Origin of the sequence: Shewanella benthica KT99 (assembly GCF_000172075.1) — a bacterium.
Classification (GTDB): domain Bacteria; phylum Pseudomonadota; class Gammaproteobacteria; order Enterobacterales; family Shewanellaceae; genus Shewanella; species Shewanella benthica_A.
In genome coordinates, this window is the sequence record NZ_ABIC01000041.1 from 16,025 (window position 1) to 38,996 (window position 22,972).

18 protein-coding genes, 1 other RNA gene and 1 pseudogene are annotated in these 22,972 nt (G+C 45.0%); 11 read left to right on the top strand and 9 right to left on the bottom strand.

Translation table 11 applies throughout. From position 1 onward, the window contains the following. Window positions 1-8 precede the first annotated feature (8 nt). The 4 genes from KT99_RS15910 to pspF all read right to left on the bottom strand — a co-directional run bounded on the left by KT99_RS15910 (window position 9) and on the right by pspF (window position 4,677). The gene (locus KT99_RS15910; protein ID WP_005501992.1) at window positions 9-899 is read right to left on the bottom strand and encodes an ABC transporter permease subunit; all 891 of its coding nucleotides are present in this window, start codon (window positions 897-899) and stop codon (window positions 9-11) included. Continuing rightward, entirely contained in the window at window positions 886-1,917 is a 1,032-nt protein-coding gene (locus KT99_RS15915) for an ABC transporter permease (protein ID WP_005501994.1), read from the bottom strand. The genes KT99_RS15910 and KT99_RS15915 overlap by 14 nt, the downstream gene beginning before the upstream one ends. Continuing rightward, on the bottom strand, window positions 1,917-3,554 hold the full coding sequence (locus KT99_RS15920; protein ID WP_040572101.1) for an ABC transporter substrate-binding protein: 1,638 nt from the start codon (window positions 3,552-3,554) through the stop codon (window positions 1,917-1,919). Before KT99_RS15920 ends, KT99_RS15915 begins: the two co-directional genes overlap by 1 nt. Window positions 3,555-3,639: 85 nt before the next feature. Next, on the bottom strand, window positions 3,640-4,677 hold the full coding sequence (pspF, locus tag KT99_RS15925) for a phage shock protein operon transcriptional activator (RefSeq protein ID WP_005501997.1): 1,038 nt from the start codon (window positions 4,675-4,677) through the stop codon (window positions 3,640-3,642). A gap of 177 nt (window positions 4,678-4,854) precedes the next feature. Between pspF and pspA the strand changes: the two genes are divergently transcribed. From pspA to ffs, 8 genes are all read left to right on the top strand, one after another. Further along, window positions 4,855-5,538 (top strand): phage shock protein PspA, encoded by a 684-nt coding sequence (gene pspA / locus KT99_RS15930; RefSeq protein WP_005501999.1) that lies wholly within the window; start codon window positions 4,855-4,857, stop codon window positions 5,536-5,538. 20 nt (window positions 5,539-5,558) lie between these two features. Next, on the top strand, window positions 5,559-5,792 hold the full coding sequence (gene pspB / locus KT99_RS15935; RefSeq protein ID WP_005502001.1) for an envelope stress response membrane protein PspB: 234 nt from the start codon (window positions 5,559-5,561) through the stop codon (window positions 5,790-5,792). 65 nt (window positions 5,793-5,857) lie between these two features. Then, on the top strand, window positions 5,858-6,253 hold the full coding sequence (gene pspC / locus KT99_RS15940) for an envelope stress response membrane protein PspC (RefSeq protein ID WP_005502003.1): 396 nt from the start codon (window positions 5,858-5,860) through the stop codon (window positions 6,251-6,253). Between the two features lie 48 nt (window positions 6,254-6,301). Then, window positions 6,302-7,756 carry a YcjX family protein gene (locus KT99_RS15945; RefSeq protein ID WP_005502005.1) on the top strand — a complete coding sequence of 485 codons (1,455 nt, stop codon included), beginning with the start codon at window positions 6,302-6,304 and terminating at the stop codon, window positions 7,754-7,756. A 22-nt stretch (window positions 7,757-7,778) separates the two neighbouring features. Then, on the top strand, window positions 7,779-8,960 hold the full coding sequence (locus KT99_RS15950) for a TIGR01620 family protein (RefSeq protein ID WP_005502006.1): 1,182 nt from the start codon (window positions 7,779-7,781) through the stop codon (window positions 8,958-8,960). Window positions 8,961-9,630: 670 nt separating this feature from the next. Beyond that, window positions 9,631-10,779 (top strand): trans-sulfuration enzyme family protein, encoded by a 1,149-nt coding sequence (locus KT99_RS15955; RefSeq protein ID WP_005502007.1) that lies wholly within the window; start codon window positions 9,631-9,633, stop codon window positions 10,777-10,779. Between the two features lie 117 nt (window positions 10,780-10,896). Then, a complete protein-coding gene (locus KT99_RS15960) occupies window positions 10,897-11,214 on the top strand; it encodes a ComEA family DNA-binding protein (protein ID WP_005502008.1) in 318 nt (105 codons plus the stop codon). A 149-nt stretch (window positions 11,215-11,363) separates the two neighbouring features. Beyond that, window positions 11,364-11,460, top strand: an RNA gene (gene ffs, locus KT99_RS21045) — signal recognition particle sRNA small type. Between the two features lie 330 nt (window positions 11,461-11,790). Here ffs and KT99_RS23005 read toward each other — a convergent pair. The 5 genes and pseudogenes from KT99_RS23005 to dinG form a co-directional block, all read right to left on the bottom strand. Further along, window positions 11,791-11,940 (bottom strand): annotated as a pseudogene (locus KT99_RS23005) (late competence development ComFB family protein); the annotation flags it as partial. A gap of 3 nt (window positions 11,941-11,943) precedes the next feature. Continuing rightward, entirely contained in the window at window positions 11,944-12,600 is a 657-nt protein-coding gene (locus KT99_RS15965; RefSeq protein ID WP_005502010.1) for a DUF2057 domain-containing protein, read from the bottom strand. A 9-nt stretch (window positions 12,601-12,609) separates the two neighbouring features. After that, window positions 12,610-13,284: a primosomal replication protein gene (locus KT99_RS15970; protein WP_040572103.1), complete on the bottom strand. Its 675-nt coding sequence runs from the start codon at window positions 13,282-13,284 to the stop codon at window positions 12,610-12,612. Beyond that, on the bottom strand, window positions 13,281-14,060 hold the full coding sequence (locus KT99_RS15975) for a sulfite exporter TauE/SafE family protein (RefSeq protein WP_005502012.1): 780 nt from the start codon (window positions 14,058-14,060) through the stop codon (window positions 13,281-13,283). The genes KT99_RS15970 and KT99_RS15975 overlap by 4 nt, the downstream gene beginning before the upstream one ends. 9 nt (window positions 14,061-14,069) lie before the next feature. After that, complete coding sequence (dinG, locus tag KT99_RS15980; RefSeq protein WP_005502013.1) at window positions 14,070-16,142, bottom strand: ATP-dependent DNA helicase DinG; 2,073 nt, start codon at window positions 16,140-16,142, stop codon at window positions 14,070-14,072. Between the two features lie 131 nt (window positions 16,143-16,273). Between dinG and KT99_RS15985 the strand changes: the two genes are divergently transcribed. The 3 genes from KT99_RS15985 to KT99_RS15995 all read left to right on the top strand — a co-directional run. Next, window positions 16,274-18,709, top strand: coding sequence for a DNA polymerase II (locus KT99_RS15985; protein ID WP_050774374.1), 2,436 nt, complete (start codon window positions 16,274-16,276; stop codon window positions 18,707-18,709). A gap of 228 nt (window positions 18,710-18,937) precedes the next feature. Then, entirely contained in the window at window positions 18,938-20,134 is a 1,197-nt protein-coding gene (locus KT99_RS15990; RefSeq protein WP_005502017.1) for a porin, read from the top strand. A gap of 616 nt (window positions 20,135-20,750) precedes the next feature. Next, window positions 20,751-22,972 (top strand): TonB-dependent receptor plug domain-containing protein (locus KT99_RS15995; RefSeq protein WP_005502018.1); only part of this gene is annotated, 2,222 nt, incomplete at its 3' end.

Consider the following 22,972-nt stretch of genomic DNA (forward strand, 5'->3'; position numbering starts at 1 on the left):
TATCAAGATTAATTATTGAGCGGCGACAAGGCAGATCGTAAGCCATCGCCGACTAAGTTAATGGATAGGACACAGCACAAGATGGCAATGCCGGGTATCGTCACAGTCCATGGGGCGGTTAACAGGTTATCCATTCCCTGGGATACCATGGCACCCCATTCAGGGCTCGGGGCTTGTGCGCCTAAGTTTAAGAAACCCAGCGCGGCAATATCCAGAATGGCCGCCGAGATCCCTAAGGTAGTTTGTATGATCAAGGTGTCCCATATATTTGGCATGATGACATACCAAAAAATTTGAAACTGATTCGCACCATCGAGTCTTGCGGCCGTGACATATTCTTTTTGCAATTCTTCATGAATGGCTTGATGAATAGCACGGACAAACTGAGGCGTAAGCGCAATGCCCACGGCCCAAAAAACGTTTTCTAATCCCGGTCCCATCACTGCGACCACTAATATCGCCATTAATAGGGAGGGAATTGACAACAAAGCATCAAGCAGGTGACTGAGAATGCTTGATTTTAGTCCTTTCATCATGCCTGAAATTGAACCGATAATAAAACCAAGAACCAATGATGCGAGGACGATGCCTAAGGCCAAACCGAAGGTTAAGTGAGCGCCATGGAGTAGGCGGCTGAAAATATCTCGACCTAAATCGTCGGTACCAAGAAAGTGCTCTACAGTTCCGCTTGCATCCCATGATGGTGCCAATAAGAGGGCATGTGGGTCCTGTTGCTCCGGAGCATAGGGGGCGATAAGCGGACCAAATAGGGCCAGTAACAAGAAACAAATCACCGTCCATAATCCGGCAAAAGCGAATGGATTATCTAAAAATGCATGCCAGAACCTGCGCATAGGAGAGGGTATCTCATCTTCCTGATAGATCTTAATTTGCGGCATAAAGCTCTTTCCTACTTAGGGGGTTGATTGCCGTATGAAGGACTTCAATCATGATACTTAAAAATATGATGATCAAGGCAACTGCCAACACCCCCCCTTGGATCACTGTGTAATCCCTTTGATAGATACCCGAGACTAACCAGGCTCCTACGCCTGGCCATGAGAAAATGACTTCAACTATCATGGCGTAACTGGCGAACGTACCTAACATAAGACCTAGACTTTTCAGCACAGGTATCAAGGCGTTGGGCAGAGCATGACGTAACACTATGTGGCTGGTATGTAGGCCTCTGGCCTCAGCCGCCTTAATGTAGGTCTTATCCATGATGGATATGATCGCCGAGCGTGTGCTTCTCACCACCACAGTGAATGGGAGCACGGCCAGGGTGACCGCTGGCAATATGATGTGCTGCAGGGCATCGATAAAGGCTGAGTCTGCATAGGGTGAATCTGAAAGTAGGGTGTCAATCAGCACAAATCCTGTGATAGGGTCAATTTCATAGAGCAAGTTTAGCTGGCCAGAGATGGGCAGCCAACCTAGTTGTACACCAAACCAGAGTGATAAGGTTAACCCTAGCCAAAAAACCGGAATAGAATATCCCGTTAAGGTGATGGTCATTATGGTGTGTTGGGTGATCTTGTTTTTACTCATCGATGCCAAAATGCCGAGGGGGATACCAAAAAGCAGAGCTAATACAGCAGCGACAATAGCCAGTTCGAATGATGCGGGTAATACTGCCGCTAGTTCGTCGATCACTGGCTGCTGTGATGTCGCCGAAACCCCCAAATTACCCGTTACCCTTTGCTGAAGGTATCCAATAAATTGGCCTAATTGGTTACTCTCGAGTCGATAATCTCGATCGATTTGTGCGATCTGTTCGACTGTTGGGGCATGTATGCCGGTCAGTGCAAACCGTATCTCGACGGGGAAGTGGTGTGTGGCGATAAACAGCACAGCGAGTAGCACCAAGGATGTGGCCACAAACAGATTCATTCTACGTAACAGATACCGAGCCATTATCTTATCTCCTCAATATTCATCATATCCCTATTGTGATCGGCATTAAAGGAGATCCCGCCAAATGGAGTGAGCTGGCTATTATCTATCCCTTTCTTCTTTAAAATAAGTCGGGTCGCATGGGCGAAGGGGAGCATAGGCAGTTCTTGTGCAAACAGAGCCTCGGCCTCTTGATAGAGGGCTTTACGGTCTTTTTTCGAAGTGATTGATTTTGCTTTAAACAGAATGTCATCGAATTTCGGGTTACACCAACGGGAACGATTACTGTTCGACTGTACGGATGCGCAGCTAAGGATCGGAGTAAAAAAGTTGTCTGGATCGCTGTTATCGGCATTCCAACCTATAAGCACAGAGTCGTAATCATTCTTGCTTAATTTCTGATTGAATACACTCCAATCATAGCTAACGATATTGACCTTAACGCCTATGTCTGCCAGATCTGCTTGAATGAGTTCAGCCGTTTTATGGGCATTAGGGTTGTATATACGTGCGACGGGCATGGCCCAGATATCGATTGTGAGGTTTTTTATGCCAGCTTCTCTTAACAATTGTTTGGCTTTCTCGGGATTATAATCTACTAGGCTCTGATTTTTCGAATATGCCCAAGACATAGGCGGCAGCATGCCGGTAGATCCTACAGCCGTCTTCAGGTAAACCGCTCTGAGAATATTATCCCTGTCGACGGCGTGGGCTAAGGCTTTACGCACTCTGACATCATTAAAGGGGGGTTTTTGAGTATTAAACGCCCAAAATGCGACATTAAACCCAGGCAGTGAATCTACTTCGAGTTCATCATGTTGGAAAATAACCGCGAGTTCTCCAGCCTTTGGTAGGGCCGATACGCTACAATCGCCAGTAATGAGTTTAGCCAGTCTGATGGTACTCTTAGGAGTGATATTAAACACTAGCAGTTCTGCAGTGGGCAGGAGTCCCCAATAACCCTCATTACGATGGTAGCGTATATAGTCGTTCTTGACATATTTGACTAGCTGAAAAGGTCCGGTACCGACGGGGTTACGGTCAATTTTTTCTGGTTCACCTTTTTCAATCAAGCTAGCTGCATATTCCTCCGACAAGATAACGGCAAACCCGGAAGCTAAATTAGCGATGAAAGAGGCATCTTTATGTTTCAAATGGAAGGCGACTTCATAGTCAGACAGTTTTTCAATTGACTCGATCTGTTTATCGAAGCCTATGCTCTGAAAAAACGGATATCCCGTCTTGGAGACATGATGAAAAGGGTGGGATGAATCGATCACCCGGTTGAATGAGAACAAGACATCGTCAGCATTGAAATGACGTGTCGGTGTAAATTCTGCGGTGTGATGAAAATTAACTGCTCTGCGTAATTGAAAAGTGTAAGTTAATTCATCGTCACTGAGCTGCCAGTGCGTGGCTAAAGAGGGTTCTATCTGGCCGGATCTTATATCGTAATTCACTAGCCCATTGTAGATCTGCTGTGAAGTCGCATCCACAGTCGTTCCTGACGTGACCAGTTGCGGATTGAAAGATTCAGGGTTTCCCTCGGAGCAGTAGACTATCCCAGGTGGGACAAGCTTCGGCCCACAAGCTGCAAGCAAAACACAGATGCAGGATATGGTGGGGTATAAAGATAGACGCTTAAGCAGCACTCTCATCGACAGATCAATTTTTCAGGACTTTGGTGGCCATTTTAGCAGTGCTGATCGCCGATGAGCAATGAACATATGTTATTAAGGCGTATTAAGTTTTGTCGAGTAAGTTGTATTTTTTTAAAATCCCGCGTAATTGGTGATAACTTAAGTTTAAAAGTTCGGCGGTTTTCTTTTGGTTAAATTGACCCGCCTCTAATGCTTGTTTTAGAAGTGTGACTTCCAAATATTCACAATGTTCTTTAAAATCAATGGGGAAGTTGATTTTATTATTACTGGGCTCAGGCGAACCCTGGTTGCTCGCCTGATGTTGTCTTGCGCGCGTCTTCACTCTTGTTGTCGGGCGATAGGGTGAGGCAAAAGGGTCGACCACTATATTGGTAATGGGCGCTTCTATGTCTGGATTACGATAGACGCTTCTCTCCACCACGTTTTTAAGCTCGCGTATGTTACCCGGCCAGTTATGATCCATCAGTTGTTGTATTGCTCTGGGGCTGAAGCCAGGAAATAGCTCATGTTTCAGTTGCCTGGCCATGCCTATGGCAAAGTATTCGGCTAAGATCATGATATCTTCCTGCCTGTGACGCAGAGGAGGCAAGGTGATCACATCAAACGCCAATCTGTCGAGTAAATCGGCTCTAAATTCACCGGCTTCGGCTAAGGTGGGAAGATCTTCGTTAGCCGCGCAGATCAGCCTGACATCTGTTCGTACTGTTTTACTGCCACCAACGCGCTCAAATTCACCGTACTCTATGACGCGAAGCAATTTTTCCTGGACAAGTCCTGAAGTATTCGCCAGCTCATCGAGAAATAAGCTACCGCCATCGGCGCGCTCAAATCGACCCAGATGTTTTTTATTTGCGCCAGTAAAAGCCCCGGCATCATGGCCAAAAAGCTCACTTTCGAGTAAATTCTCACTCAATGAAGAACAATTAAGCTTAATAAAGCTTTGCTCCCAACGTGCGGATAGGAAATGAAGTCGTTCTGCAATTAGCTCCTTACCTGTACCACGTTCGCCAATGATAAGGACGGGCTTAGACAGAGGTGCGATCTGTGAAACATGCTCCAATACTTCGAGGAGCGCATTCGATTGACCGATAAGATTATCTTGCTGAAATTGATTTGTCACAGTAAGTTTTAGTCTTTAACGCTAATAGTTGGTGAAAATAATAATAAGACCCTCTGTTATTAAAAGAAAGAAAAAGTTAATATATTGGTTAAGTTACTGTATTTTATGAGATATGAAAAGTTGGCACAGAAAGTGGATTAATTTTTACGAAACCAACGTTAATTTAAGGACAGCATTATGGGAATTTTCTCTCGCTTCGCAGATATCATAAATTCAAATATCTCTTCATTACTGGATAAAGCCGAAGATCCAGAAAAAATGGTTCGCTTGATTATTCAAGAGATGGAAGACACCTTAGTAGAGGTTCGTTCTACATCGGCTAAAGTATTAGCCCAGAAGAAGGAGATAATCCGTCGTATCACTAAGGTGCAGGGGCAGGTACTCGACTGGGAAGGGAAAGCCGAGCTTGCATTGTCGAAAGACCGTGAAGACCTTGCTAAAGCCGCTCTGGTTGAAAAACAGCAAGCGAGTGAGCTTGCCGATACCTTGACTCAAGAGCTTGTGATTGTTGAAGAGCAGATTTCTCGCTTAAAAGAGGAGGTTAACTTGCTGCAGCAGAAGCTAGCCGATGCCAAGGCTCGTCAAAAGACCATCATCATGCGTAAGCAAACAGCATCTTCACGCTTAGAAGTGAAGAAGCAACTTGATTCTAGCAAGATAGATAACGCTATGAGTAAGTTTGAGCAGTATGAGCGCCGTGTAGAGGGACTCGAGTCACAAGTCGATGCCTATGATCTGGGCAACAAGAAAAGTTTAACTGATGAGTTTGCCGCACTGGAAGCCGAAGATTCTGTCAATGCCGAGCTTGAGGCATTAAAAGCCAAAATAAAGAGCAGCAAGGCAAAAGCTAAAGCCAAATAATTACAATTCAGAGGTGAGTTATGAACATGGATATTTTAATGGCCCCAATTATTATTTTTCTGATAATCGTGGCGCCCATTTGGCTGATACTTCACTACCGCAGCAAGCGTCAGGTGAGCCAGGGACTTACTGAAGAAGAGTATTCACAACTTAATGAACTGATCGGCAGAGCCGATAAGATGGCTCAACGTATCGATACATTGGAAGCGATTTTAGACAGTGAATCACCACAATGGAGGGGACGCAATGAGTAGCAGTGACATCAGACTTAGTGCGGTTTCAACTGGCGGGGCAGACCTTTTAACGCGGAGGAATTGAAATGAGTGACACTAGAGAACGTACCTTATATCGCCTTCCTCAATCGGGTAAAATAGCTGGGGTTTGTGCTGGAATCGCAGACTATTTCGGCTTTGAAACCTGGCTAGTGAGAGTGGTCGCAGTTTCAATACTTCTCTTAGGTGGCTCGGGGATTGTGTTGATCATCTATGTCTTACTCTGGATGATTTTAGATATTAAACTCGGTAGCGACAAAAATAAAAAAGCGCATAAGGATATAGAAATAAAGAAGAAGGTTTGGCAATCGGGTGAGCCTGCGAAGATGGCTCTGCATGATGTAAATGCTCAATTTAGAAGTTTAGAAATCAGGCTTCAAAAATTGGAAAGTCATGTCACCTCGGACAGTTTCGACTTGAAACAAGAGATCAATAACCTTTAATCCTTCCAATGGGCGGCCCAGTCGCCCACATAACGTTAAGTGCAGGCTATGGGTCGTATCAACCGCTCTTTATCTAAGTTAGGCAAAACATTCAGTAATAAAACTCAATCGTTCGCCCATAGGGCTTCAGATCGAAATATCAGATTAGCCGTCACTGGACTCTCGGGTTCAGGGAAAACAGCCTTCATCACCGGGCTTGTCAATCAACTTCTTAACGCGGGTCTCTCAGGAAAGAGTAATAACCTTCCTTTATGGCAAGTCACCAGAGATGAGCGTTTGTATGGCGTAAAGCGTGCGCTTCAGCCAGACTTGACCGTGGCAAGTTTCGACTATGAGCTAGGCATGAATGCCTTAAAGCAAGCCGTTCCGCAATGGCCAGCATCGACACGTAATATTAGTGAAATCAGGTTAACCCTCAAATATCAACCTAGCCAAGGAATATTGGCTAAATTCACTGATAGCGCCAGTCTGTATCTGGATATTATTGACTACCCTGGTGAGTGGCTACTCGATCTGCCTATGCTCAAACAAAACTATGAGCACTGGTCCATGGCGCAGGAGCTGCGTAAGCCGATATTGGCTAAGTCGCAATATTATCCAGATTTCGTCGCGGCCTTAGACTCGCTGGAGTTAGGGGCTAATGCCGACGAAGCAGAGTTAAAACGCATAGCCGAGTTATACCGGGAGGTATTGGTAGATAGCGTGCATAAACATGGTTTTTATTATGCTCAGCCGGGTCGATTACTCCTTCCCGGTGAGTTTGCCGGCTCCCCGGTGTTGGCTTTTTTTCCTCTGCTAAATACATCCGCAGATGCGCGGGCAAGCCTTGAAAATACCCATGCTAACTCGGCCTATCAAGTGTTGAAAACTCGCTACAAAGAGTATCAGGACAAGGTGATAAGGCCTTTCTATAAAGACTATTTTTCTACCTTTGACCGTCAGTTGCTACTGGTCGATTGTTTTACGCCGCTAAACAGAGGCAAGGAGCAGTTCGATGACATGACACAAGCGCTTAATGGCATCATGGAGAGTTTTAAATTTGGACAGTCTAACCTATTAAAACGCCTGTTTTCACCCAGGATCGACAAACTGCTCTTCGCGGCGAGTAAGGTCGATCATATCACCAGGGATCAACAAGGTAATGTGTTGTCATTACTGACCCAACTGGTTAAACAGAGTCAGAGGCAGGCGAAGTTTGAAGGGTGTGAGGTCGAGACCATGGCAATCAGTGCCATCAAAGCTACCCAGCACGGCATGATCAGATCGGGTAAGGGCGAAATCGAAGTCGTCAAAGGTGTCAGTTTGAATGACAGAGAGCCAATCACTCTGTTTCCGGGGGAAGTGCCAAAATCATTGCCTGGGGCTGATTTTTGGGAGTCTCAGGGCTTTGAGTTTACCAGCTTCGCGCCACCTAATTATGCTCCTCAATCCGATGAAGCCGATTTTGAACATATACGACTAGACCATTTGCTGCAATTTTTGCTCGGTGACAAGCTCAAATAGTTGGCAGTGATGAGAGAATCATATGAAAGATAGAGACGTTGCTCCTTCGCAAGAAGATATGCAAGGCGCTAAAAATGAGGCCGAAAATAGCATCAAACCCAAACAGGTATTTGAATCCAGAGTGGATGAAGCAGCACCAAGTTTTCGGGACGCTCAGCGATTCGAACAGCAAGCCCAATTTATTCAGACTCCTCATGATAATGAGGGAGAGGCCTTGACCGACGAGGTCATAGACAATGAGGTCGCTTCTAGCTTATCTGAACGTTCGGGACTGTTTGAAAAAAACATCAGTCGCGCAACCAAACCTCAGCGTTCTCTGCTTGCCAAGCTCATCATCATGGGACTCATTGCTCTGGCGATCACAGAGACGACTCTGGGGTTGAGGGACGCTTGGCTGGAGAGCCCTTGGTTATTCGGTTTGTACTCCAGTGTGACTCTGTTGATCTCGTTATGGGCGGGGAAACTCATACTTCGTGAATGGCGTCATTTGCTTAGGCTAAAGTCGGTGGAAGAGGCGCAACAAACCGGGGATAGACTCGCTCAAAGTATGCAGCAGGGCGAAGCCGATAAATTTATCGGTAACATCATCACTAATCTACCAGCAGGAATAGATTTTACTCAGTATCATGACGCTAGCCGAGATGGGCATAACGATGCTGAGAAACTGATTTTATTCGATGAGATCATATTGCGTGATAGAGATAAGGTGGCAAAGAAAATTGTTCGCCGCTTCGCGCAAGAATCGGCGCTGTTATTAGCGGCGAGCCCTCTGGCGGTGCTCGATATGGCCATTATTCTGTGGCGAAACCAACGTATGATAGTCAAGATTGCCCACTGCTATGGTATTGAATTGGGTTACTGGAGCCGTATCAAGTTGATAAGAGGGGTTATCACCAACATCATCTATGCTGGTACCAGTGAAATAGCGACAGATCTTGGCACTCAATTACTTTCAGTTGAGATGTCCGGTAAGTTGTCTGCCCGTCTTGGACAAGGACTCGGTGGCGGCCTACTGACGGCTCGTTTAGGTTATCAAGCAATGGCGCTGTGTAGGCCTCTCTCCTTTAAAGAGTCTTCCAGGCCCAGACTTTCAGGAATGCATAAAGAGTTATTGTTAGATCTTAAGGCGTTATCTTCTTCGGTATTTAATGGCAAGGTCAAAGAAAAAGTCAAATGTAATAAAGACTTTACATCTGGAACTTGATTGTTTCTCCGCCACTGTTTACTCCAGATAGTGTCTGGGTACATGGTGATATCAATCTCACTAAATAGGTGAACAGTTCAGAGCCACTCAGGCTTTTCAATTCAAGGCGCATTGATGAGGAAATGGTTGTTCCCTTTTAAGTTAATGCAACGTAGAAGTGGAATGTCTGAGAGGCTCACGTAGTGCGGCTGATGTTTAAAGCAAAGGGCAAAGCACTTTAGCTACGTTAGATGCCTTCGATATATGACTGAATGGTCTATTTTGTTCCATACAAAATAAGACATTTCCCTGACCCATAGGGATATGGGAAATGTCTTGAAAGCGTATGGAACGCTTAAGACCATGGAGGTCAGATGCAGGAGGTACGAGCCCATGGACGGGTGAAGGTAGAATAATGCAGGAGCAATTATCGAGAGCAACGCAGGAGCTTGTTGCCGAGAATAACTATTAGCTTCAAGCATCCGCAAGCCACATGGATGTGGTGAATGTCTATATTGCAGGAGCAAATATAGACCTTGCCTACAGCGCTTTGAACTCCCGCTGAACGATCACATTATTAGTAGGATTGATATTTATAACCATCGGCACTTTCATATGACATTATTTATATAATAATATTAACCGCCGGTGGATACTGCTGAGGTAATACAATAAGTGCAACAGATTAAGGTTGAAAAGTGAGAGAGCTGGCCACGCAAGTCATACACGCAGGACATATCAAAGACAGTTCAGGGGCACTTTCGTATTCGATAGTGCACAGCAGGGAGCCGCCAGATTTGCCGGCGATGAAGCGGGTTATATCTATACCCGACTGGGTAACCCGACCACAGCTGAGTTAGAGCGCAAGATGGCTGAGCTTGAAGGTGCTGCAGCAGCAGCCGCTACGGCATCAGGCATGGCGGCGGTTTCTTCGGCGCTGCTGGCTAATCTTTCACAAGGCGATCACCTGGTCGCTTCCAAGGCCGTATACGGCTGTACTTTCTCACTGATGACGACTCAGTTGATCAAGTTTGGGATTGAGGTGTCCTTGGTTGATTTTAAGGATCTCGATGCGATCTCTGCAGCGATAACCGAGAAGACCAAAGTGCTTTTTTGTGAGACACCTGTTAATCCTCACCTCGATGTTTTTGACTTAGATGCACTGGTATCAATTGCAAAAAAGCATGGTTTGATCAGTATCATAGACAATACTTTTATGACACCCTTATTGCAGCAACCTCTGGCTCATGGAGTCGATTTGGTTGTGCACAGTGCGACTAAGTATCTCAACGGACACGGTGATGTCATTGCCGGAATCATCTGTGGCAGTGATGAGCAGATAGAGAAGATTAAATTCGAAACCATGAAAGATTTAGGTGGAGTCCTGTCTCCCCATGATGCCTGGTTGATCCTGCGGGGGCTAAAAACCTTAGATGTGAGAATGGAACGGCATTGTGATAATGCCGAGAAAGTGGTCGAATATCTATTATCTCACCCGAAAGTACTTAAGGTATATTACCCAGGAATCGAGGGGAGTTATGGTCAGTATCTTCTTGGCAAGCAGATGCGCAGGGGCGGTGGAGTGATTGCCTTCGAGCTCGATGCTGACTTAGACCTGTCCATCGAGTTTATCAATAGTCTGCAACTCTTTTCTATCGCGGTGAGTTTAGGTGATGCGGAATCTCTTATACAACATCCAGCTTCTATGACCCATGCTACCTATGATAAAAATCAGCGGGAAGCCGCTGGCATAGGAGAGAATTTATTGCGCATCTCTGTGGGGATAGAGTCAGTTGAAGATCTTATTGTCGACCTGGAACAAGGTTTGGCTAAGATCTAATTTAACTTGGTAGATATTTGGCAGGAAGTGCGGGCTTGGCCTACATTTAATGAGTGGCCATGGAGCAAAGGATTAACGGCTACATATTAAAGGAATAATACTCAACATGGAGTTACTATGAAAAGCACACTCGTATCTGCGACATTGATGGCTGCAATCTTTTCACTCAGCGTCTACGCCGGTGATGTTTCTAGCCAATCGAAAACGATCCATCAAAAAGAAAACTCACATCAAGTTCAACAACTGAATGTCAATATTAACACCTCTTCAATAGCGCAATTGGTTTTACTTAAGGGAATAGGTGAATCAAAAGCGAAAGCGATTGTCGAATATAGAGAGAGTAACGGCAAATTTGAGGTGATTGGCGATCTTTCAAATGTGAAGGGTATCGGGCCTAAGCTTGTTGAAAAAAATAGGATGTTTCTCAGTTTATAGCTCAGATCTGTAGACTATCTGTTTATAGAAACAGCAATCAGCAGTCAACAAGACGATACTTGCTGTTTAGGACTTGATTGCTCGGCGGGCTTAGTAGATAATGCTCGCCGTTCTCTGAGGTAATTTACTCAAAGAAAGCAATGGTGACCTTAGGGTCCCCCCGCAATGATAACTCGTGAATTCGGCCAGGCCTGGAAGGGAGCAACCGCAGCAAGTGACTCATGTGCTGGGGTGTGGCTCTAGGGGAACCTCCAATCTCTTAGTACATCACTAGATCAGCTTGAACACTTCTGTGGTACATCCTACTAAACAAAACGCTATCTGATTCATCCCCCCTTATTTGTTCCAATCTCGTCATGGCATCTGCTATGCGCGTATAGTCGTAGCTGAAATTCTGCGTCCTATCCTAGGCAAGTGTATCCCTCCCATAATGATAACTGGAGAATTGGTCTGGCTCGGAAGGAAACAACCGATGTGGCTAATGTACTCAAGTGTGGCTCTAGGGGAGCCCCCAATCTCCCCCTAGTTCATTCTTTTCTGTATTCCAAATACTTCTTCAGTGACTGACAGTTATTTTCAGCTGTTTGCCTTATGTAAGTTAGCCTTGATAAATGCTCTCGATTTTTCTAATGCGGTTTGGATTTCAGATCTCATCTGCGACAGCTCGTTGTAATCTTCAAAGAAATAGGTGTCGACCAGATGCCGTATATAGCGAGATGGACGCTGTATTTATAGCTGCTGAATGGCCCAACCCATAAACTCTTTTCGGGTCTTATCATCGGCATGAAGCCACCAGTACTGCAACATCTGTTGGGCATGCTGGCCTTTATCGGCTTCATTAGCAGTGACTGGAGCCGTCAGTGTCGAACTTGCCGAGGATGCAATCATAGCTCCACCAGTTGCTGCAGTCGTTATCGCTGCAATGTCTGGTTTATTTCCGCCACCAAATAGGCTAGTGACGAAGGAGTCTTCGGTGAAGTCAGTTTGCAGGACCTTATAGTTTACCGTCCCCTTGTCACTGCGGGTGATCACCACCTGCGGAGATTCAGCGAAAGACTTAGGTCGTTTGACGATATCGCCATCGGCGGGCTTCAAGGTGTACTCATAGTCGCCATCGACTGCTAAGGTAACAATAAAAGGGGAAGACTTGATAAAGCTTTCACTGTCACTGAAGTCATCTTGAACCATATCGTGATAACGGATCGCAATCTTGTGGCTGCCTTGGCTTAATTCCAGATCTGCCTTATGGTTGAATAAGCTGCTTTCGACTTTCTCACCGTCGATGGCCAGATATTCAAATGACATGGGGATATTCAAATTAGCTGCCAGGGCTGAAGATGAACCCAGCAGAGTCAAGATTGCTGTGATAGACATGAGTGACTTCATTGTTGCTCCTTAACGATTAAAAGGCCTATAGGTTTGAGAGAATGGTCGCTCAAACGCTTGAATGCGATCTTCTATATAGCTGATGGCTTGCCGACACTTACCGAGTCGTCGATGAACCAACAGGACCTCATTTTGCATCTGGATTTTGTCGGCACTATGACAGTTATCCAGTTGTGATTGCAAAATCAGGATTTTTTGTTCAAATTTACTCACCCAATTGAGATGTTTGTTGAGCTCTGCATACAGTTGGTGGCTATTATGCATGACTCCGGCGGCGATCCAATTGAAGCCGCTCTTATCATGGGACTTATTTCTACGCCTCTTTGCTTGGGCGACTCGAAAAGCTCTTTGCTGCGATGCCGAGTTGGCCCCTAATGAGGTGGTATTTAGCGCTCTTCTGACGGCGGTAAATCTGTCTTGAATACGTTCACAGCTTAAGACTATGGTATGGGATGATATGTTACCTTTTATCAGTTTACCTAGCTGCTTAATATTCTTGTTTATCTGTTCTATACAGGGCGCAAGTTTAGCGCCGGATTGAATAAAGAGTTGCTCGTTAAATCTGTCTGTATCCCGCAGCAGTTTCTGCTCTCTCTTGGGTAAATTAGTATCATGTTGAAGCACGTCCTGCTCTAGTTGCTTCAATTGAACTGATAACTGCCTTAGGAGTTCATTTGTATTCATCGTGAGACCCATGCATTCCAAGCTAACTTTGCCGCGATCAACAATACCAGAGTGATAAATGCGGGTCTGATAAACTGGACGCCGAATTTTATCGCCGTTTTTGCGCCGATAAAGGAACCTAACATCATACATAAACCCATGAAAAGACCGATAATGACATTCACTTGCCCAAGTGTGATAAAGATCACTAAAGAGGTGAGATTACTGGTGAATGTCATTGTTCTGGCTAAGCCACAACTGTGAAGAAGCGGCAGCTTATGGTAAGTGGTACTGGTTATGGTCCAGAATGCGCCTGTACCGGGACCGGCGAAGCCATCATAGAATCCGAGTGGAAAGCCTTGGAGCCATTGCTTAATTTTCGATGCTGGTTGCTTAAGTGGTGTGAATGTATTGCAGCCCATGGCATTGGGCTTGAGTAGCGTGTAAATAGCAATAATCATGATCATCAGTGGTAGCAGTTTTTCTAACCAACGGCTATCGATAAGAGAGACGATGAAGGTGCCGGCTACCGCGCCGAAAAAAGTGGCTATAAAGGTGTAGTACCACAAGTGAGGCGTGAATAGATTTTGTTTATAATAGGTATACGCAGCCGTAGAAGACCCAAAGCATGCGGCTAACTTATTGGTGCCCAGTGCCGTATGAGGATTAATACCCAATGTCAGAAGGGCCGGAATAGAGAGTAAACCTCCACCTCCCGCGATGGCGTCGATAAAACCTGCGAGTAAACCGATCCCGGCTAGAATGGCCCAAGTGCTGGGTTCAAACAGTAAATCCAAAAAAAAATCCTACTCAATTACGCGTCTGAAAGGGGGGAGTGCATCGAGCAGTGATTTCCCATACCGTTTAGTGACTAAACGTCGATCTAAAATCGTGATACGTCCATAGTCTTGCTCGTTGCGGAGTAATCTACCACAACTCTGTATCAATTTGCGCGAAGCATCGGGGATCGTCAGCTGCATGAAGGGATTTCCACCCTTTATCTTGATATATTCCGCATGAGCCTGCTCGACGGGAGAGGTGGGCACCGCAAAAGGCAATTTTGTGATGATCAAGTTAGTCAGGTAATCGCCCGGTAGATCTAAGCCTTCAGAGAAGCTACCCGTGCCGAATATGATGCTAGGTTCATCGTTATCGCAGCGTTTCTTATGGGCCGATAAAATTTCTTGCCTGGAAATAGTGCCTTGGATCAGTAAGCCGGTTTTTATCTTACTCTCGACCATAGCGACGACCTTCTCCATCTGCCAATAAGATGCGAATAAGACTAAGGTGGCCATTTCACCCTCTATGAGGGCTAAGATCTGCTGGGCGAGTTCTTCGGTGAATTTTTCATCCGTGGGTTCATAGTTCATCTTAGGCAGAAACAGGGTCGCATTCTGTTCAAAGTCGAAGGGCGAGTCCATGGCCAGAAAGCGGCAACCGTCGTTGAGTGACAGGCCAACTTGATGGGTGAAATGATTAAAATTATTTAAGGACCGTAATGTCGCGCTGCAAAGCACCACCCCTGCGGCCTTGTCCCAAAGTAGCTTTTCTAACATGAAGCCGACTTCTATTGGGGACGCACTAAAAAGGTAATCGGTCTGTTTACCGGTTAACATTTCAACCCAACGTGCCATAGGTGCGCCTTTGGGGTGATCTTCTTTCGCCATCATCTTCCACAGCTTCTGCAGATTTTCCAGTTTCTGCAACATGAAGCCCGTTTCTGTGAGCAGTTGTTCGGCTTGATGCTTTGGAATATCGCCATCTTTTATGGCTTCACTGAGCAGGACTAACATCTTATTGAACTGCTTGAGGGCCGTAGTCGATACCGTGGCTAAGTTCTCTGCTTGGATAAGCAGCGCCTGGGGTAACTTGCCATGCTCGAAGCGTAAACGATTCTCTGGATTGTCGAACCTGTGCGTTTGGCTATCACAAAAATGAGTTATCTGGGTGAGTTGACCGGTAAGATCGCTAATATGCTCCCGCATCGCCTGTGCCGGGCCTATGATATGATTACTCTTTATTTGGTTTTGTAACTTGCTACAGGTCTTCTCTATTTTCTCCAGCCAGTCGACAGCGCCCCTGAGTGTGGTTTGTGCGCTGGAGAAATCTCTGGCAACCATAGGCAGGTGGTGGGCTTCATCTATGATGTAATATACGTCTTCTGGGGCTGGCAGGATGACTCCACCGCCTAATTCCAGATCGGCAAACAAGAGGCTGTGGTTAGCGATCAGCACATCCCAGTTATCGATATCCTCACGTGCTTTATGGAAAGGACAATTCCTGTGGCTGGCGACTTGTCTATGACAGCTGTGTTTATCACAAGCTATCTGCTGCCATAGGTGGTCGGGGAGCTGTTTGACTAAGGTGTCACGCTCGCCGTTCCATTTGCCTTCATGGTACTGCTTCAATAATGTCTGCAGCAGCTTGATCTGGCTGTTGTCGGGCTTGGTCTGCCACATCGCCATCTGAGTGTCGTTATCGGATCCAATTAACATCTCTAATTTAGACAAGCAGACATAGCGCTGCCTGCCTTTGACTAAACCAAAGCTAAAATTCAGCTCAGATTGCTGTAAAAAGAAGGGCAGATCCTTGTGCAACAGCTGCTCTTGCAGGGCAACGGTCGCAGTGGCGATACAGACTTTTTTCTTATTGGCCAGTGCTAACGGAATAGAGCCGAGTATATAGGCTAATGATTTACCTATACCTGTGCCGGCTTCGATCACGATAATGCGCCTGTTTTTATCGTATTCACCGGCTAAGGTCTTAGATATTTCGGCGACTATGTAGTTTTGCTCACGCCTCGGACGAAAGTCAGGCAAGGAGTTTGCAATACCTCTATATATGGAGCGGATCTGTGTTTTTACGTCGGCCGATAGCATAGGTATATAAACAAGAGAAATAGAGCTGTACATAATAACAGTGATTGCATAGCCTTAACTACTCTAATTTTATATTATTGAGTTTAATGTGATGCCATTTTCATCGAGTCCTTGTTTTGGATAGACAAATTATGCCAGTAAAGCCCTCTTCAGATCCCTGTGGAACCTCATCGATTAAGGGGCGGATTCTTTCTCGCCATACGGTGCAGCATTCGGGTATGGCTTGGCTGCATTACTATATTAAAACCGCCGATGGCCCCGTATTAGTTACAGTGCCTCATGCTGAATATGTGTGTTTCTGTGCCACATATGATCTGCCCAGGCTGCAAGCATTGCCGCAGTCAGCAAAGCTAAGAAGGCTGGATCTGCCGCTTAAAAACTTCAATAGCGACCCGGTCACGGCCATTTATGCAAGCTCATCACGGCTATTCAGACAGGTGATCAGAGGCGCTGTCGATCTCGGCATTCCTCTGTTTGAAACTGATATTCGTCCAGAACACAGATATTTGATAGAGAGATACATAGCGCTGGATGTGGAGTTTATCGGTCAATTTGAGCCTGCGGTAAAGGGTGCTCTGACTCGGTTTACTGCCACTAGGGCCAGAAAAAGCTCAGTTGATATCCAGCTTCAAGCCATATCCCTCGATTTTGAATGCAGTATGTCGGGCGAGCTTTACTCGGTCGGTCTCTACGGTAAAACATTAGATGTCGAGTATAAGAAAGTGATCATGGTGGGCTCACCTGGTGAGATAAGCGGCGATAGAACGGCAATATCTGATGACCAAGCTGATTATATCGAGTGGGTAGCAGATGAGAGAGGACTTATCCTCAGTTTAATTGATTGGTTTGCAGAATTTGATCCCGACATCATCATAGGTTGGGCCGTGGTGACGTTCGATCTGGCGCTTGTTTATAGAAGAGCAAAACTACATGGGATCAAGCTTGCAATCGGCAGGGGAGGCAGCGAGCTGAGCTGGAAGGTTGCGGATAAGTACCGTCCTGAGACTCTCTCTCTGCCTGGCAGAGTCGTGTTAGACGGTATCGATTGGCTCAAGGCCGCATTTTATCGCTTCGATAGTTTCTCGCTGGACTCTGTTTCACGTGCCTTGCTCGAGGAGGGGAAGGCATTGCCCAGTGGTAAGAAAGGAGTCGAGAACCGAGCAGAGGAGATCACCGAGCTATTTCATCATGATAAAGCGGCGCTCGCCCACTATAATTTAACCGATAGCCGTTTGGTGTGGGATGTGTTCAAGAACACTGAGTTGTTTGAGTTTGCTATAGAGCGTTCCAGGCTGACCGGGTTAGAGCTCGGCAGAGTCGGCGCCTCGGTCGCCGCATTCAATAACTTATATTTACCTCATCTGCACAGGGCGGGTTTCGTCGCACCAGCAATGGCAACGAGTCAAGGGCTAGAGAGCCCGGGCGGCTATGTGATGGATTCTATCCCCGGCCTCTATAAGCATATCTTAGTACTCGACTTTAAAAGCCTTTACCCTTCCATCATCAGAACCTTCCTCATCGATCCTAAAGGTCTTATCAAGGGATTGTCTGAACCTGAAGCCGATAATGTCGATGGTTTCTTGGGAGCCAAATTTAGCCGGGACTCTCCCATATTACCCGAACTGGTTAAAACACTTATGGAGCATAGGGAAGAGGCCAAGAGCGAAAAAAATGCGCCGCTGTCACAGGCCATTAAGATAATCATGAACTCTCTCTATGGCGTATTAGGCTCCCGTGGCTGTGTGTTCCATGATGCTAGGCTTGCCAGCTCTATTACCCTTAGGGGTCATCAGATAATGAAACAGACAAGAGCCTGGATTGAGGAACTTGGCTATCAGGTCATCTATGGCGATACCGATTCGACCTTTGTCTGGCTGGGGCAAGATCCGTCGGATATTGATGTCGATAAGATAGGTAAGGGGCTGGTTGAAACGATTAATACTCGATGGAAATGTAAGTTAGATAAAGAGATGAATATAGCGTGTCATCTAGAGTTGGAGTTTGAATGTCATTATGAGCAGTTTTTCATGCCAACCCTCAGAGGTTCAACTGAAGGGTCTAAGAAACGCTATGTAGGTGCCCTTACTAATAATGAAGGAGAGCTGCAGCTCATCTTCAAGGGAATGGAGCAAGTGCGCAGTGACTGGAGTCCGCTTGCCAGACGCATCCAAGAAGCACTCTATTACCGCTTATTCTCTAAACAAGATGTCATGGTTTTCTTACAGGAGGTCGTCAATGACCTGATGCAAGGCAAGCTGGATGAAGAACTCGTTTTCAGTAAGCGCTTGCGTAGAGATATTGCCGATTATACGGCTAAATCATCTCCTCATGTTAAGGCAGCTAAAATGATGTGCGACTTTTCAGGATCTGAGCGTTTCTCGAAGAGAGGGACTAAAGTTGAGTATCTTATTACACTTAACGGCGCCGAGCCAGTTAAGTATCGCCAGTCTGCTATTGATTATCATTATTATCTAACCAGGCAGCTGGCCCCCATCGCCGAACCTGTTTTAGGTCTGCTCGATAAATGCTTCTCGGATATCAGCTCTAAGCAGATGTCGTTAATTTAGTGAGTGCTTTCTTAAGATTGTTCTGCTTTTATGTTAACAGGTAGTTTATTGCCTGCTATATAATGGTGTTCTTGGTTAACGTGATGAAAAAAATAGGTGGTTTTGTGACTTTCGTCTTTGAGCGATAACTCATCTTTTGCTAACCTCAGCTGCAACTAGGAAGACAAAGAACAATGGAATGACAAAAAATAGCACCAAGCAGACTGAAAACATAAGGTTAGACATCAGATGAAAAAAACTTTAGTAGCCTCGGCATTAGCAGCCGTCATATTTTTCCCGTCAGTATCGGCTATCGAAATCTATAAAGATGACAAGAACGCAGTAGAAATCGGCGGTTGGATGGATGCCCGCATCATCAACACTCAAGGTGCTACAGAGGTGGTAAACGGTTCATCACGCATCAACTTTGGTTTCACTCGTGATATGGGTAATGATTGGAAAACATTTGTAAAACTTGAGTGGGGTGTAAATCCATTCGGTACCAGTGACATTGTTTACAGTAGCGAGAGTAACTTCGAGTCTCAAAGCGATGAGTTTCTTAATAATCGTCTTGGTTATGCTGGTCTTGCACACGATAAGTACGGCTCGCTCTCTATCGGTAAGCAGTGGGGCGTATGGTACGACGTAGTCTATAACACAAACCTAGTAAACACTTGGGATGGTAATACTTCGGGTACTTACACTTACAACAAGGCCGATGGTGCAATCAATGGTACAGGCCGTGGTGATAACACAGTGCAATACCGTAATACCTTCGGTGATGTCAGCTTCGGACTGCAGGTGCAATTAAAGCAAGATAGCTTTGATTTGAATGATAACTTCGGTCCATTCTCGACAGCTGATAATAGCGTCATGATCGGTAGCCCTGTGGCTATTACTGGTGACTCTTTAGGTACAATTGAATACAATAATACTGTGGGTGGCTCTATCACTTATGCTGCTACAGATATGCTGACGCTTACTGCTGGTGTTAACTTAGGTGAGTTTGACGGTGCTTTAGAGTCTGGTGAAGGTATCTCTGAAACTGACTACATCTATGGTGCAGGCCTGACTTGGGGCGGGTTTGAACAAGCTGGTTTCTATGCGGCGATTAACATCAACAAGAACGAATTCCATGATACTGATAACATTGGTCGTTTAATGCCTGATGCTGTAGGTCTTGAATCACTGTTCAGCTACAAGTTTGATAATGGTCTTAAGCCTATCTTTGCTTATAACTACCTAAAGGCTGGCGATGCTTATGAAGCACTTTATAATGATGGCGAATTTAAGCGTCAGTTTATTGTAGTGGGTCTTCACTTTGTGTGGGATGAGCAGACAATGCTTTATATCGAAGCTCGTAAAGACATGAGTGACTTTAATATTGCAAACGACACTCCAGATGAGAGTGATGGCGTAGCAATCGGTATCAGATACTATATGTAATAAGCTAGTTATTCAGCTTATTTGAAACGCCCTATACGGGCGTTTTTTATGTGCGAAGAATATTTCGCATGGGTAAATCATCTTGTGTAATTACCCCCACAAATATATGCGACTGCGACTTGTCTCCTAGCACAATTTTCTAGATTGAAAAACAAAAATAGACAAACTGTACATTAAAGTTTACGTAAACGTGAAGTCTGCTAGAGGTGTAGAGTCGATATATACCAGCTCAATGATGTAAAACCACGATTAATTAAACTTTTCATTGAGGCAAGTGAAACATAAAATAGTGGTGTTCACACCGAGATCTATATGTAACATATTGTTTTTTAAACTGGTTTAATAAAGTCTAAAAGCGGTTCCCATTGTATGCCGTATCCTTTTTCTTATCGCTAATTATCTAATTGCATCTCATGTGAGAATCCTCATCAGCTGACAAAGTTTAATGGTATACAAAATAATCAACGGCGATAACACTTGTAAAAACCGGTGTTAATTTGTTGATTAAATGATTGAGTTGTGGTCTTATTTGTTTGTAAGTGTGTTCCAGTGTAACAATTTGCATTGGTGTTAATACATTTAAAAATATAAAAATAAGCGTCCAGGGAGATACAACATGTACAAGAATAGCTTTATAGCTAATTCAGTGCGTTTCGCACTAATTAGCGGTGCAGCAGCAACAGCAATGACAGCACCAACAGCTTTTGCGGCAGATGAGTCAGTAGAAGTAGAAAGAATTGAAGTTACCGGTTCACGCATTAAACGTAGTGACCTTGAAGGGGCTTCACCTGTAACAACCATTACTGCCGCAGATATGAAACTTGAAGGTAACTTTACTGTTGCTGATGCGCTTCGTAACAGTAACCTTAACTCTTTCGGTTCTTTTTCCGAGCGTTCAGGCAGCTCTGCTCAGTCTCAAGCGACTATTAATTTACGTGGTGCAGGTTCAGAGCGCACGCTAGTGTTGATTGATGGCAAGCGTTTCCCAGGGTCACCAACACTTGGCGGCGCTTCAGCAAACCTTAACGCTATCCCAATGGCAGCCGTAGAACGTATCGAAATTTTAACCGATGGTGGTTCGTCTACTTATGGTTCTGACGCAATTGCCGGTGTTGTTAACATCATCATGAAGAAGAACTTCCAGGGTCTTGAGTTTAGTGTTGGTGGTGGTAGTCGTGATCGTGATGGTGGACTAACGAGTAAAGAGTTTTCAGTTATTGGCGGTTATGAGATGGATAAAGGTAATATTACTTTTGCCTTCGACCATCAAGATCGAGAAGGCATTGCAGATGCTGACCGTGCGTATACTGCACCATGGCAGAGGGACTTTGATGGCGATGGTGTGATCAATGCCTACACTGAAACTGATGGATGGAGCTACTATGGCGCTAACGTCAGACATCCAGATACAGGTGTTTTTCAACCATCACCTTTATGTGATGATTTGATTGCACAATATGGTAATGATGTATTTGCTAGGATGTCTGGTGAGCAACAGTTTGGAGCAGGTTCAGAACTTTGTATGTATGCCTATGGTAATGTTTCATACAATAAGGCGTCAGTAGAACGAAATACTGTTTATGTTGATGCTAACTATGAAGTCGCTGAGGATGTTGAGTGGTTTGGTCGTGTTATGTTTACTCAAAATAACTCGTTTGGACGTTACGCACCTCCAGCAGCTAAGTGGAATAACATGGCTGCAGATAACCCAAATAACCCATTTGATGTAGAAGCGACAGGTTATTACCGTTGGGTTGGTATCGGTACTCGTGACGGTAACGTTGATGATTACAACCAAGATTTCTTAACCGGACTTCGTGGCACAATCAGTGCTTGGAATGATGCCTCTTGGGAGTTCTACTACCATTATAATAAGGCTGATAACAAGTCAATCGGTGAGTATTACTTAAGTTATTCAGGACTCGCTTATAACGAAGCTAATGGTATTGATTTAGGTTCTGAAGCTGGTATTAACAATATGAAAGCTACGACCCTGACTCAGGGGCGTGCTGAATTCCAGCAGTATAATGCTGGTATTGGTTTTGATGCATTTGAACTGCCTGGCGGTGAAGCTGCTCATTACTTCGGAATGGAGTATTTCGAACAAGACTTCTCTGAAACATATGACGCACAATCTGAAGCTGGTTTAGTTGGTGGTAGTGCTGGTAACTCAGCAGCTGGTGATCGTCAAGTTTGGGCTGCTTTCTATGAAGTTGCTCTACCCGTTATTGAAAATGTAGAAATTAACTTAGCAGCGCGTTACGATGATTATAGTGATTTCGGTGGTAATGTTTCGCCAAAAGCATCTGTCCGTTGGCAGGCTCTAGATAATGTTGTTGTACGTGCATCGTACTCTGAAGCTTTCCGTGCTCCAGCTCTTGATCAACTTTATGCTGCAACAACGTATAGCGCTGCAACTGGTACCGATTATCCTTATTGTGAATCTAATGGCGTGGCTGAAGCAGACTGTAAAGCGCAGCAATATGATACTTGGATCAGTGCGAACAAAGATCTAGGCCCTGAGACTTCCGAATACGTTAACATAGGTGTTGCTTGGGATATCATTGATAACTTTGGAATTAAAGTCGATTACTTTAATCTAAATATTGATAATGTAATCAGTCAACGTAGCATCACGAATGTTATGGAAGGAATTAACTCTGGTACTTTAGCTGCTTCAGATACTTTCTATGTAGATCGTGTCGCAAGTACAGGTGGTAAATTAGGTCCAGCTCTTGAAGTTGGTACAGGTTACGGCAATACAGATCAGTTGGAAATTACCGGTATTGATGTAGCTTTGAATGGTAATGTTGAAACCAGCTTCGGTGACTTTAGCAT

What these genes read in the sequence shown, in the direction of transcription:
- KT99_RS15910 (WP_005501992.1), bottom strand. Translation starts at nt 899, where the DNA reads ATGCCGCAAATTAAGATCTATCAGGAAGATGAGATACCCTCTCCTATG.
- KT99_RS15915 (WP_005501994.1), bottom strand. Translation starts at nt 1,917, where the DNA reads ATGGCTCGGTATCTGTTACGTAGAATGAATCTGTTTGTGGCCACATCC.
- KT99_RS15920 (WP_040572101.1), bottom strand. Translation starts at nt 3,554, where the DNA reads ATGAGAGTGCTGCTTAAGCGTCTATCTTTATACCCCACCATATCCTGC.
- pspA (WP_005501999.1), top strand. Translation starts at nt 4,855, where the DNA reads ATGGGAATTTTCTCTCGCTTCGCAGATATCATAAATTCAAATATCTCT.
- pspB (WP_005502001.1), top strand. Translation starts at nt 5,559, where the DNA reads ATGAACATGGATATTTTAATGGCCCCAATTATTATTTTTCTGATAATC.
- pspC (WP_005502003.1), top strand. Translation starts at nt 5,858, where the DNA reads ATGAGTGACACTAGAGAACGTACCTTATATCGCCTTCCTCAATCGGGT.
- KT99_RS15945 (WP_005502005.1), top strand. Translation starts at nt 6,302, where the DNA reads ATGGGTCGTATCAACCGCTCTTTATCTAAGTTAGGCAAAACATTCAGT.
- KT99_RS15950 (WP_005502006.1), top strand. Translation starts at nt 7,779, where the DNA reads ATGAAAGATAGAGACGTTGCTCCTTCGCAAGAAGATATGCAAGGCGCT.
- KT99_RS15960 (WP_005502008.1), top strand. Translation starts at nt 10,897, where the DNA reads ATGAAAAGCACACTCGTATCTGCGACATTGATGGCTGCAATCTTTTCA.
- KT99_RS15965 (WP_005502010.1), bottom strand. Translation starts at nt 12,600, where the DNA reads ATGAAGTCACTCATGTCTATCACAGCAATCTTGACTCTGCTGGGTTCA.
- KT99_RS15970 (WP_040572103.1), bottom strand. Translation starts at nt 13,284, where the DNA reads ATGAATACAAATGAACTCCTAAGGCAGTTATCAGTTCAATTGAAGCAA.
- dinG (WP_005502013.1), bottom strand. Translation starts at nt 16,142, where the DNA reads ATGCTATCGGCCGACGTAAAAACACAGATCCGCTCCATATATAGAGGT.
- KT99_RS15985 (WP_050774374.1), top strand. Translation starts at nt 16,274, where the DNA reads ATGCCAGTAAAGCCCTCTTCAGATCCCTGTGGAACCTCATCGATTAAG.
- KT99_RS15990 (WP_005502017.1), top strand. Translation starts at nt 18,938, where the DNA reads ATGAAAAAAACTTTAGTAGCCTCGGCATTAGCAGCCGTCATATTTTTC.